13 protein-coding genes are annotated in these 10,479 nt (G+C 66.1%); 8 read left to right on the plus strand and 5 right to left on the minus strand.

Features of this window, described 5'->3' with window-relative positions; genetic code table 11:
- The 3 genes from AC1DJN_RS17490 to AC1DJN_RS17500 form a co-directional block, all read left to right on the plus strand.
- The coding region (locus AC1DJN_RS17490) for a cytochrome c1 (RefSeq protein WP_478039608.1) at nt 1-362 on the plus strand (362 nt) is incomplete at its 5' end.
- A 134-nt stretch (nt 363-496) separates the two neighbouring features.
- Nucleotides 497-1,132: a glutathione S-transferase N-terminal domain-containing protein gene (locus AC1DJN_RS17495; protein WP_025875280.1), complete on the plus strand. Its 636-nt coding sequence runs from the start codon at nt 497-499 to the stop codon at nt 1,130-1,132.
- 84 nt (nt 1,133-1,216) lie between these two features.
- The gene (locus tag AC1DJN_RS17500) at nt 1,217-1,672 is read left to right on the plus strand and encodes a ClpXP protease specificity-enhancing factor (protein WP_032975698.1); all 456 of its coding nucleotides are present in this window, start codon (nt 1,217-1,219) and stop codon (nt 1,670-1,672) included.
- 37 nt (nt 1,673-1,709) lie between these two features.
- On the opposite strand, the gene AC1DJN_RS17505 is transcribed toward AC1DJN_RS17500, so the two are convergent.
- From AC1DJN_RS17505 to AC1DJN_RS17520, 4 genes are all read right to left on the minus strand, one after another.
- Nucleotides 1,710-2,060, minus strand: coding sequence for a DUF3301 domain-containing protein (locus AC1DJN_RS17505; protein ID WP_025875275.1), 351 nt, complete (start codon nt 2,058-2,060; stop codon nt 1,710-1,712).
- Between the two features lie 69 nt (nt 2,061-2,129).
- Nucleotides 2,130-3,110, minus strand: coding sequence for a DUF2272 domain-containing protein (locus tag AC1DJN_RS17510; RefSeq protein WP_025875273.1), 981 nt, complete (start codon nt 3,108-3,110; stop codon nt 2,130-2,132).
- Between the two features lie 112 nt (nt 3,111-3,222).
- Nucleotides 3,223-4,074 (minus strand): carboxylating nicotinate-nucleotide diphosphorylase, encoded by an 852-nt coding sequence (gene nadC / locus AC1DJN_RS17515; protein ID WP_032975701.1) that lies wholly within the window; start codon nt 4,072-4,074, stop codon nt 3,223-3,225.
- Nucleotides 4,071-4,340, minus strand: a complete 270-nt coding sequence (locus AC1DJN_RS17520) for a Trm112 family protein (protein ID WP_025875269.1) — start codon at nt 4,338-4,340, stop codon at nt 4,071-4,073. The genes nadC and AC1DJN_RS17520 overlap by 4 nt, the downstream gene beginning before the upstream one ends.
- Before the next feature lie 58 nt (nt 4,341-4,398).
- Here AC1DJN_RS17520 and purE point away from each other — a divergent pair, with 58 nt between their 5' ends.
- Both purE and AC1DJN_RS17530 read left to right on the plus strand, forming a co-directional pair.
- Nucleotides 4,399-4,902, plus strand: a complete 504-nt coding sequence (gene purE, locus AC1DJN_RS17525) for a 5-(carboxyamino)imidazole ribonucleotide mutase (protein ID WP_025875268.1) — start codon at nt 4,399-4,401, stop codon at nt 4,900-4,902.
- Nucleotides 4,899-6,047, plus strand: coding sequence for a 5-(carboxyamino)imidazole ribonucleotide synthase (locus AC1DJN_RS17530; RefSeq protein WP_032975702.1), 1,149 nt, complete (start codon nt 4,899-4,901; stop codon nt 6,045-6,047). Before purE ends, AC1DJN_RS17530 begins: the two co-directional genes overlap by 4 nt.
- Nucleotides 6,048-6,263: 216 nt before the next feature.
- On the opposite strand, the gene AC1DJN_RS17535 is transcribed toward AC1DJN_RS17530, so the two are convergent.
- Entirely contained in the window at nt 6,264-6,842 is a 579-nt protein-coding gene (locus tag AC1DJN_RS17535; RefSeq protein ID WP_032975704.1) for a superoxide dismutase, read from the minus strand.
- A gap of 119 nt (nt 6,843-6,961) precedes the next feature.
- On the opposite strand from AC1DJN_RS17535, the gene grxD reads away from it, so the two are divergent.
- The 3 genes from grxD to AC1DJN_RS17550 all read left to right on the plus strand — a co-directional run.
- On the plus strand, nt 6,962-7,282 hold the full coding sequence (grxD, locus tag AC1DJN_RS17540) for a Grx4 family monothiol glutaredoxin (RefSeq protein WP_025875264.1): 321 nt from the start codon (nt 6,962-6,964) through the stop codon (nt 7,280-7,282).
- Nucleotides 7,279-8,076: an SDR family NAD(P)-dependent oxidoreductase gene (locus tag AC1DJN_RS17545; protein WP_025875262.1), complete on the plus strand. Its 798-nt coding sequence runs from the start codon at nt 7,279-7,281 to the stop codon at nt 8,074-8,076. Before grxD ends, AC1DJN_RS17545 begins: the two co-directional genes overlap by 4 nt.
- Nucleotides 8,077-8,284: 208 nt before the next feature.
- Nucleotides 8,285-10,479, plus strand: a 2,195-nt coding sequence (locus tag AC1DJN_RS17550; RefSeq protein WP_478039610.1) for a TonB-dependent receptor, incomplete at its 3' end; no start/stop codon positions are given.

Here is a 10,479-nt window from a genome sequence, read left to right on the forward strand (position 1 = left end):
ACCTGAAGTCGTTCTACCTGGACAGCAGCCGCCCGCTGGGCTGGAACAATGCGCTGTTCGCCAACGCATCCATGCCCAATCCGTTGTGGGAGATGCAGGGCCTGCAGCATGCGGTACATGGCAAGGCCGAAGCAGCGGGCATGGACCCGCCGGTGACGGGCCTGCGCATCGAAAGCCCGGGTTCGGTCGATGCGGCGCAGTACGACCAGGCCGTGCGCGACATCACCAACTTCCTTGAATACGCCGGCGAGCCGGCCGCGCTGAAGCGGCAGCAGCTCGGTGTCTGGGTGATCCTGTTCCTGGCCCTGCTGACCTTCCTGGTGTACCTGYTSAAGAAGGAATACTGGAAGGACGTGCACTGATCCAGGGCCGGCCATCGCAACGGGCCTATTGGCTTTTGTGATGGTCGGTTGCACACTCGGGGAGGAGTCGACCGTCAGCACGGTGCTGGCGGCGCCGATACGGCAGGCGGTCTCCTGTCGTAGGAGAGCCTTTGATGGCGGCGAGCGTACGCATGCGCAATACACTGACGCTGTTTTCCTCGAACGACGATGTACTGTGCCACCGTGTGCGCCTGGTGCTGGCGGCCAAGGGCGTGAGTTTCGACTTCGTACCGGTGGATCCACAGAACCCGCCGGAAGATCTGATCGATCTCAATCCGTACCACTCGGTGCCGACCCTGGTCGAGCGCGAGCTGGTGCTGTATGCCGCGTCGGTGGTCAGCGAGTATCTGGACGAGCGCTATCCGCATCCGCCGCTGATGCCGGTTGACCCGCTGTCGCGCGCGCGGATCCGCCTGGCCATGCTGCGTATCGAACACGACTGGGTGCCGCAGGTGCAGGCGATCCAGCTGGGCAACAAGACCCAGGCCGAGGCAGGGCGAAAGCGGCTGAAGGAACTGTTGACGGCCTCGCTGCCGTTGTTCAAGGCCAGCAAGTTCTTCCTCAACCCGGAAATGAGCCTGGCCGACTGCGCGATGGCGCCGATCATCTGGCGCCTGCAGTCGCTTGATGTGCCGTTGCCGAAGGACGGCAAGGCGATCGAGGACTATGGCAACCGGATCTTCCGCCACCCCGGTTTCGTCCGCAGTCTGACCGATCAGGAAAAGAAACTGCGCGATCTGCCGGGCTGATCCGCCATCCGCTTTCCCGTCTGCACGCCGACCGGCGTGCAGGCGATCCGCCCCGGCCGGGGCGTCGGGCGCTACACTTCACGCATGACCGAAGACTTCTTCCACATGACCAGCCACCGACCGTACCTGTTGCGGGCCCTGGTGGAATGGATCAATGACAACCAGCTGACGCCGCACATCCTGGTCGACGCCGGCGTTCCCGGCGTGCAGGTTCCGCCTTCAGCCATCAAGGATGGCCGGGTGGTGCTCAACATCGCCGAACGCGCGGTGGTACGGCTGGTGATCGACAACGAGTCGGTGAGCTTCTCGGCGCGCTTCTCCGGCACCAGCTATCCGGTGCAGGTGCCGATCAGCGCCGTACTGGCGGTATATGCCCGCGAAACCGGGCAGGGCATGGCCCTGCCGGATGACATTCCCGGTGGCGATCCGGCGCCGGCCAGTGATGAGCTGCTGCACGACGATGAGCAGGCGCCGCCGGACGACACGCCGCCCGCTGGTCCGCCGCCGAAAGGCCGTCCGACCCTGCGCGTGGTCAAGTAATGGTGGGGCCGACCGTTGGTCGGCACACCTTCAGCCCCTACACATCCTCGGCCTCTTCGTTGTCCGCACGGATCTGGCTGATCCGTGCCGCGCCCGGGCCGGTAAATGAAACCAGCTGGTCGCCGCGCAGCACCATGCGGCCGACATGGCGATCGATGCCGTCGTAGGAATACTCGAACTTGAAGGTGCGCTCGAAGCCGAGGCGTCCGTCTTCCCCGCGCGACAAGCGCAGGCCCGTGGCGTGCACCGCCTGGTCCAGCCACTGCACATCGGCGGCACGGCAGGCGTTGCGGCCCAGCTCGATCGCACGTTCGGCGGCCGAACGCGCTGCGTTCCAGAAGAAGTAGACGATACCGCCGGCAATGAGCAGGAACAGCAGGGTGGGCATGGCATCAGCCGTCAGGTGTCGATCCGCCAAAGATGGCGACGAATGGCGACCGGATCAAGCGGCATCTGCTCAGCGATTGTTGCCAGGCTCCGTTGTCGGCTGCAGCGGCACCGGTGTCGGCGCAGCGGGTATCGCCGGCGGAAGCGGTGCGACCCGCGGCGCAGTGGCATTCAACTGCAGCAGCGCGGCCCAATCCTGCCGGTTGAAGCTGCATTCGTCCTCACGGCCCGGGGTGCAGGTCGGGTCGATGCCGGTGGTGTCGCGCTCGCGCGGCGGCGGCAGCTTGATCGTGCCGGTGCGATCCAGTTGCAGCAGGCGCATCGCCACGGTGTTCATGACATTGCCGCCCACCAGGTAGAGCGTCTGGTCGCCACCGAGGTTGGCCGCCACCACCACTTCGCAATGCGACTTCCAATGGCCGACCGAGCCGTTGCCCAGGGCCTGCACCAATCCGCTGTAACTGAGCGTGCTGCTGCGGTCGCGCAGGAAGCACAGCAGATCGCCCGGCGCAGGCTTGGCGGTGGCAGGGTCCACCAGGCGGTAGGGCACGCCGGAAGGGCCCGCCTGGTAGGCGGCGCGGATGTAGTCGATATGGCGTGGGGAAGTATTGAAGCCGGGTACGCCGGCACGCACCATCACCCAGGAAATGAAGGCCGCCGACCACGGATTGTCGATCAGGAAGGCGCGGCAATCGCTGTCGGTGTAACGCGTGCCCAGCGGCGCCAAGCAGCTGCTGGCGCCGGGCTGGCTGCCCAGCGCGTTGAGCGTGCCGCTTTCGCGCCAGTAGCTGGTGACCCGTTGCCAGGCGATCAGGCCGTTGTCGGCCAGATGATCGCCTTCGGCCTCGGTGACACTGAGGCTGGCGGCGCGGCCGTCACGGTCGATGAAGGGGCGATACCAGAGCCGATGCTCGTTGCAGGCGGTGTTGCGGATGGCGACCGCCAATGGGCTCAGGCCGAAACGCGGTGGGACATCGCAGGCTTCGACAGCGGCGGCCGAGAAAGGCGTCGCGGCCAGCAGCAGGCAGGCAGGCAAGAGCATCCGGCGCATGCGCGGCTCCTGTGGGGGATGGCCGCAGCGTCGCAGCGCCGTTGTGAACGCCGGGTGTGAGAACGGTGGTGCCGGCCGTTGGCCGGCAACATCACGATCCGCGAATCCACCCTCAACCCGGTGGCGGACCCAGTTTCAACGACAGGTCGATTGCCTGCACGTGTTTGGTCAGGCCGCCGATGGAAATGCAGTCCACGCCATCTTCGGCGATCGAGCGCAGGCCGCCGAGGCCGACGCTGCCGGACACCTCCAGTGGAATGCGGCCTTCGGTGATGCGCACCGCTTCGCGCCGCAGTTCCGGGCTGAAGTCGTCCAGGAGGATGCGTTCACAGCCGGCTTCCAGCGCCTGCCGCAGCTGTTCCAGGTCCTCGACCTCGACCACCAGCGGCAGCTGTGGCCATTGCTGGCGGGCGGCCGACACAGCGGCAGCCAGTGAACCGGCCGCGCGGATGTGGTTCTCCTTCAGCATCACCGTGTCGTACAGGCCGAAGCGGTGGTTGTCGCCACCCCCGCACCGCACCGCGTATTTCTGGGCCAGGCGCAGGCCGGGCAGGGTCTTGCGGGTATCAAGAATGCGCGTGCCTGTACCTTCCACCGCAGCAACGTAGCGGGCCGTGGTGGTGGCAGTGCCGGACAGGGTCTGCAGGAAATTCAGCGAGGTGCGTTCGGCGCTGACCAGACTGCGGCTGCGCCCATGCAGCAGGGCCAGCACGGTGCCGGCGCTGACGCTGTCGCCTTCGGCCACCCGCCACTCGATCTGCACGTCCGCATCGAGTGCGCGATGGGTGGCATCGAACCACGCACGGCCCGCGATCACCGCATCCTGCTTGCATAGCAGGTAGGCGCTGTCGGGCTGGTCGGGCAGCAGGGCGGCGGTGACGTCACCGCTGCCCAGGTCCTCGGCCAACGCGCGGGCGACATCGGCCGCGACGACGGCTGGATCCGGCGTCGGCAGCGCGCTCATGCGGCCGGGAAGTCGGCGATCTGTGCGGTCGGGATGGCTTCTTCGGCCAGCAGCACCGGGATGCCGTCGTCGACGCGGAACACCTGCTTGCGGTCGCGGGTGACCAGGGCTTCGCGCAGCGGCTGCGCCAGCGGGTTGCCATCGGCGCGGTTGACGGAACCGGCGGCGATCGCCCGGTTGAGGGCTTCCAGGCCCTTGCCATCCAGCAGGGACAGGGGCTGGCGGGTGTCGGGCGACACCAGCAGGTCGAGCAGCTTGCGATCCATGGTTCTTCGTCTTGCGTGGAAGATGGCTAGAATACGTCTTTAAGGCAGGTGACGGCCAATGACCCCCAACCCGATCGCGCCGCTTGTCGGCATCGTCATGGGTTCCCGCTCCGACTGGGAAACCATGCAGCACGCCGCCCAGAAGCTTGAAGCTCTGGGTGTTCCGTTCGAAGTGAAGGTGGTGTCCGCGCATCGGACGCCGGATGTGTTGTTCAGTTATGCCGAGCAGGCCGGTTCGCGCGGGCTGCGCGCGATCATCGCCGGCGCCGGCGGTGCCGCGCATCTGCCGGGCATGATCGCGGCCAAGACCGCGGTGCCGGTGCTGGGCGTGCCGGTGCAGTCCAAGGCCCTCAACGGCATGGATTCGCTGCTGTCGATCGTGCAGATGCCGGCCGGCATCCCGGTCGCCACCTTCGCCATCGGCAATGCCGGCGCGTCCAATGCCGCACTGTTTGCCGCCGCGATGCTGGCCAGCGACCAGCCGGCCATCGGCCAGGCGCTGGACAGCTTCCGCGCGCGCCAGACCGAAGACGTGATGGCTCACGACGATCCGCGCCAATGAGCCTGACCGTCGGCATCCTCGGCGGCGGCCAGCTCGCCCGCATGATGGTCCTGGCCGGTGCGCCGCTGGGACTGCGCTTCGAACTGTATGATCCGGCGGCCGACGCCTGCAGTGGCCCGCTGGCACCGCTCACCGTGGGGGCCTTCGATGATCGCCAGGCACTGGCGGACTTCGCCGCCAAAGTCGATGTGATCACCTTCGATTTCGAGAACGTGCCGGCGGACAGCGCGCAATGGCTGGCCGACCGCGTGCCGGTCTACCCGCCGCCGTCGGCGCTGGCGGTGGCCCAGGACCGGTTGAGCGAGAAGACCCTGTTCCAGCAGCTCGGCATTCCGCTGCCGGCCTTCGCCGATATCCGCAGCCGCGACGAGCTGGCTGCCAGGGCCGCCGAATTCGGCCTGCCGTGCATCCTCAAGACCCGCCGCCTGGGCTACGACGGCAAGGGTCAGTTCCGCCTGCGCAGCGAAGCGGACATCGATGCGGCATGGCAGGCCCTGGGGGCGCAGGTCGAGCGCACCGGCCTGATCCTCGAGGGCTTTGTCGCCTTCCAGCGCGAAGTCAGCGTGGTTGCCGTGCGCGGCCGCGATGGCAGCTTCCAGGCTTGGCCGGTCACCGGCAACTGGCATGTCGACGGCGTGCTGTCGGCCAGCGTGGCACCGGCGGTGCTGTCCGCTGCCGAGCACGAAGCAGCGATCGGCTATGCCCGTCGTGTTGCCGAACACCTGCAGTACGTGGGTGTGTTCGCGCTGGAACTGTTCTGCCGCGACGGTGAACTGCTGGCCAACGAGATGGCGCCGCGCGTGCACAATTCCGGGCACTGGACCATCGAAGGCAGCGAAACCTCCCAGTTCGAGAACCACCTGCGTGCGGTGCTCGGCCTGCCGCTGGGCAGTACCCGCATGCTCGGCCATGCCTGCATGCTGAACTGGCTGGGGGCAATGCCCGACCCGACGCCGGTGCTGCAGCAGGCCAGTGGCCATTGGCACGATTATGGCAAGGAATCGCGTGACGGCCGCAAGGTGGGTCACGCCACCCTGCGTGATGATGATGCCGATGCACTGGCCGATGCGCTGGAGCAGGTAGGCCTGGAGCTCGACCGCCAGGCCCAGGTGGCCCCCGCGGTACACGCGTTGCGTAACGGCTGACCAAGGTGATGCCGGCCGTCGGCCGGCAGGCGCCGCTGAACCCGGTAGTGCCGGCCGCTGGCCGGCGGCGCCCACCAAGGTGGGCATCTACCAGAGCAGGGCCCACCAAGGTGGGCATCTACCAGAGCGGGGCCGACCAGGATGGGCATCCACCACGGCCAGGCGTGATGCCGGTAGCGCCGGGCCATGCCCGGCGGATACGGATGCCCGTCGGTCTCAGCGCAGCTGGCTCTCGGCGAATTCCCAGTTCACCAGTTGCCAGAATGCTTCCAGATAGCGTGCACGATCATTCTGGTAGTCGGTGTAGTACGCGTGCTCCCAGACATCGCAGCAGAGCAGCGGCGTGCTGTCGCCGGTCAGCGGCGTACCCGCATTGCGGGTGGCCTGCAGGCCGAGCTGCCCGCCGGGGTGCTGCACCAGCCACACCCAGCCGGAGCCGAACAGGCCAAGCGCGGTTCGATTGAACTCTTCGCGCAGACGCTGGCCGTCGCCGAACTGGCGCTTGACCAGTTCGCCCAGGCGGCCCTGCGGCTCGCCACCGCCGCGCGGGCGCAGGCACTGCCAGTAGAAGCCGTGGTTCCACGCTTGGGCGGCGGCATCGAACAGCGCGCCCTGGGCGTGGCGGACAATGTCCTCCAGTGTGGCTTCTTCCCATTCGGTGCCGACAATGGCGGCATTGACCGCCTCGATGTAGGCGCGATGGTGGCGACCGTGATGCAGTTCCACGGTCTGTGCCGACAGGTGCGGCTGCAGGGACGAGGGCAGGTAGGGCAGGGCGGGCAGTTCGACGGGCATGGACAGGTTCGTGGCCAGGGGGCGGCGGCAGCCGGTACCATCGGCTTACAATGGCAGCTACCGTGGGCAGTCTAGCCGACCATCACGGTTGGTTTGTCCGGCGAAGCAAGGAGTGAGGTGTGGCGGTAATGCAGCAAATCCAGGCCGAGGTGGATCGTTACCCGCTCGTGCTGTTCATGAAGGGCACCCCGCAATACCCCATGTGCGGCTACTCCAGCCGCGCCGTGCAGGCCTTGATGGCCGCAGGCGCCGTCGCGCTGCGCACGGTCAATGTGCTGGAAGAGCCGGAGATCCGCGCCAATCTGCCGCGCTTCTCCAATCTGCCCACCTTCCCGCAGCTGTTCATCAACGGCGAGTTGATTGGCGGCTGCGACATCGTCATGGAACTGTTCGAAGCCGGCGAGCTCAAGCGCATCGTCGAAGAGGCTGCGCAGGGATGAGCGCCTGGCCATCGACGTCACCGGCAGACGGGGCGCTTGATGGCCGCCCATTGCAGGACCGTGTGGTGCTCATTGCCGGTGCGGGCGGCGGGCTCGGCAGCGCTGCCGCTGTTGCAGCCGCTGAGGCGGGGGCGACCGTGGTCCTGCTGGGGCGCAAGCCACGAAGGCTGGACCGGGTCTACGCCCAGGTGCAGGCGGTTGGGCCGGAGCCCCTGTTGTACCCGTTGGACCTGGAAGGTGCCGGTCCCGACGACTATGCCGAACTGGCCCAGGCGGTGGCGCAGGAGCTGGGGCGCCTTGATGGCCTGCTGGTCTGCGCGGCCCACTTTCCCGGCCTGACCCCGTTCGAGCTGGCCGACCCGGCCAGCTTCGCCCGCGCCGTGCACGTCACCCTGACCGCTCCGGCTTGGCTGGCCCAGGCCTGCCTGCCGTTGCTGCGCCAGCGTGAAGATGCGGCGCTGGTATTCACCGTGGATGCCCCTGAGCGGGTGGGGCAGGCGTACTGGGGCGGCTACGGTGTCGCCCAGCACGGCCTGCGCGGGCTGATCGGCAGCCTGCATGACGAGCTGGCCCGCAGCCCGGTGCGGGTGAGTGGCCTGTATCCTGGCCCCTTGCGTACCGCCCTGCGTGCGCGGGCCTATTCGATCGACCAGGACCCGGCCGCATGCGGCCCCGAGGCCGCCGCGGCAGCGGCCGTGACCCTGTTGTCCGCTGCCGGACTGGCGTGGCGCGGGCAGGTGCTCGATGCGGGCAATCCGCCATCGACGAGTGAAGACGTTCGTAAAGCGGAATGAAGATTCCGTCACGATAGCGTTGCGATCCGGTGCCGTTTGTCGCACAACCGTCACATTGAAAGCGTAGCGTGTTAATCTAGTGTTAACCGTTGCGGCAGCTGCCGTTCACGGTAGGGAACCCCAGATAAATGTCCGAACAGCCGCCCGCAAGGCTGCTTGGATGCGCTTTTTTTCCGCCATCGCCAACTCGCATCGAGGCTACCGAACAATGACTCACCCATTCCGGATGTCCAAGCTCACCCTTGGTCTCGTGGCTGCGCTCGCCGCCGCTCCCGCCTTCGCCCAGAGCACCTCTGCCGGTGTCGGCGGCCAGGTCGTGTCCAATGCGGGCGCGCCTGTTGCTGGTGCTGAAGTCACCATCACCCACACCGAATCGGGCACCGTTTCGCGTGCGACCACCGATGCGTCGGGTCGTTACAACGCGCGCGGCCTGCGCGTGGGTGGTCCGTACACCATCACCATCACCAAGCCGGGTGAGGGCACCAAGACCGAAGAGGGCGTGTACCTCAACCTGAACCAGGTCAACACGGTCAACGCCAACCTGGCCGGCGATGTTGCCGCCACCAATCTGGATGCCGTCCAGGTCGTGGCTGCCGCAGTGGGCAGCGACCTGTTCAGCGCCTACAAGATGGGCACCGGCACCAACGTCAACCGCGAAACGCTGGAGTCGCTGCCGTCGGTGAACCGCAACATCCAGGATTACATCCGCCTCGATCCGCGCATCTCGCAGGTCAGCAAGGCCGACGGTGCCATCTCGGTCGGTGGTCAGAACACCCGTTACAACGCGATCCGCATCGATGGCATCGGTGCCGGCGATCCGTTCGGCCTGGAATCCAACAACCTGCCGACCGAGCGTCAGCCGGTGTCGATGGATGCGATCCAGGAAATCAACATCGACATCGCCAACTACGACACCACCATTGCCGGCGGTACGGGCGCGGTGATCAATGCGGTGACCAAGTCGGGTACCAACAACTTCGGCGGCACCGTGTATTACGCGTACCGCGACAAGGACATGGTCCGCAAGAACCTGGACGATGTCCGCTTCAACGGTTTTGATGACGAAAAGACCTACGGCATGACCTTCGGCGGCCCGATCGTCAAGGACAAGCTGTTCTTCTTCGCCAACTACGAAAAGATGGAGCGTTCGGCCCCGGGCGTCAGCCTGACCGATTCGCCGTACGGCAAGGGCACCATCACCGATGCCGACATCACCCGCGCGCAGCAGATCGCGACCGGTTACGGCTTCGACGCAGGTTCGCTCAACGCCCCGGCCAACAAGACCGAGGTCGAAGAGTACGCGCTGAAGATCGACTGGAACATCAACGAGAACCACCGTGCCGCGGTGCGTTACAACAAGCTCGAGCAGAATGTTGTCCGCTTCCCGCAGATCAGCAACAGCGCGGTTTCGCTGAGCACCTTCTGGTACCAGCAGCCGAAGACCTACGAATCCTGGATGGGCGAGCTGTTCAGCGACTGGTCCGAGAATTTCTCGACCGAGTTCAAGATCTCGCACAAGGAATACACCTCGGTCCGTACCACGCCGTCGAGCCTGCCGCAGATCCAGATCCGTGGTTTTGGCGCCAGCGGCAATGACTCGCTGTACTTCGGTACCGAGCAGAACTCGCACGTCAACGCGGTCGAGAGCAAGGAGCTGAGCGCCTTCGGTGCCGCCACCTGGTACGTCGGCGACCACACCGTCAAGTTCGGCTTCGACTACTCCGACAACGACCTGCTGAACTACTACGGTCGTAACGTCAACGGCGCGTATGTGTTCAACAACCTCAGCGATTTCGCTGCAGGTCGCGTCAACCAGTACGTTGTGCGTGCGCCGCGCGCCGGCGGCAGCTACGAYGACATCCCGGCCAAGTACACGCTGAAGAACACCGGYSTGTTCATCCAGGACAGCTGGGCCATCAACAGCAACCTGACCGTGCAGGCCGGCGTCCGCGTCGACATGCCGGACTTCGGCACGCAGAAGCTGTACAACCCGCGCATCATGGAACTGTACGGCTACGACAACACCCAGCTGCCCGACAGCAAGCTGGTGCAGCCGCGCTTCGGCTTCAACTACACCTTCGACAGCGATCGTCCGACCCAGCTGCGCGGCGGTGTGGGCCTGTTCGGTGGCGCGGCCCCGAACGTGTGGCTGGCAGGTGCCTACCAGAACACCGGCCTGAACTACACCGAGTACACCGTTCGTAACCAGACCGGCATTTTCACCCCGAACACCAATCCGCCGTACATCCCGGCTGCGGGTGCCGGTGCTCGTCAGAACGTGGACATCGCTGCGCCTGACCTGAAGCTGCCGTCGGTGTGGAAGTCCAACATCGCCTTCGATCACGAGCTGCCGTGGTATGGCATCGTTGCGTCGGCTGAGTTCCTGTACACCAAGGTCAAGAG

The sequence above is a fragment of the Stenotrophomonas sp. 05L414_2 genome, from assembly GCF_056397905.1.

What these genes read in the sequence shown, in the direction of transcription:
- AC1DJN_RS17520 (WP_025875269.1), bottom strand. Translation starts at nt 4,340, where the DNA reads ATGGATCGCAAGCTGCTCGACCTGCTGGTGTCGCCCGACACCCGCCAG.
- purE (WP_025875268.1), top strand. Translation starts at nt 4,399, where the DNA reads ATGACCCCCAACCCGATCGCGCCGCTTGTCGGCATCGTCATGGGTTCC.
- AC1DJN_RS17500 (WP_032975698.1), top strand. Translation starts at nt 1,217, where the DNA reads ATGACCGAAGACTTCTTCCACATGACCAGCCACCGACCGTACCTGTTG.
- AC1DJN_RS17495 (WP_025875280.1), top strand. Translation starts at nt 497, where the DNA reads ATGGCGGCGAGCGTACGCATGCGCAATACACTGACGCTGTTTTCCTCG.
- nadC (WP_032975701.1), bottom strand. Translation starts at nt 4,074, where the DNA reads ATGAGCGCGCTGCCGACGCCGGATCCAGCCGTCGTCGCGGCCGATGTC.
- AC1DJN_RS17545 (WP_025875262.1), top strand. Translation starts at nt 7,279, where the DNA reads ATGAGCGCCTGGCCATCGACGTCACCGGCAGACGGGGCGCTTGATGGC.
- AC1DJN_RS17530 (WP_032975702.1), top strand. Translation starts at nt 4,899, where the DNA reads ATGAGCCTGACCGTCGGCATCCTCGGCGGCGGCCAGCTCGCCCGCATG.
- AC1DJN_RS17505 (WP_025875275.1), bottom strand. Translation starts at nt 2,060, where the DNA reads ATGCCCACCCTGCTGTTCCTGCTCATTGCCGGCGGTATCGTCTACTTC.
- AC1DJN_RS17535 (WP_032975704.1), bottom strand. Translation starts at nt 6,842, where the DNA reads ATGCCCGTCGAACTGCCCGCCCTGCCCTACCTGCCCTCGTCCCTGCAG.
- AC1DJN_RS17510 (WP_025875273.1), bottom strand. Translation starts at nt 3,110, where the DNA reads ATGCGCCGGATGCTCTTGCCTGCCTGCCTGCTGCTGGCCGCGACGCCT.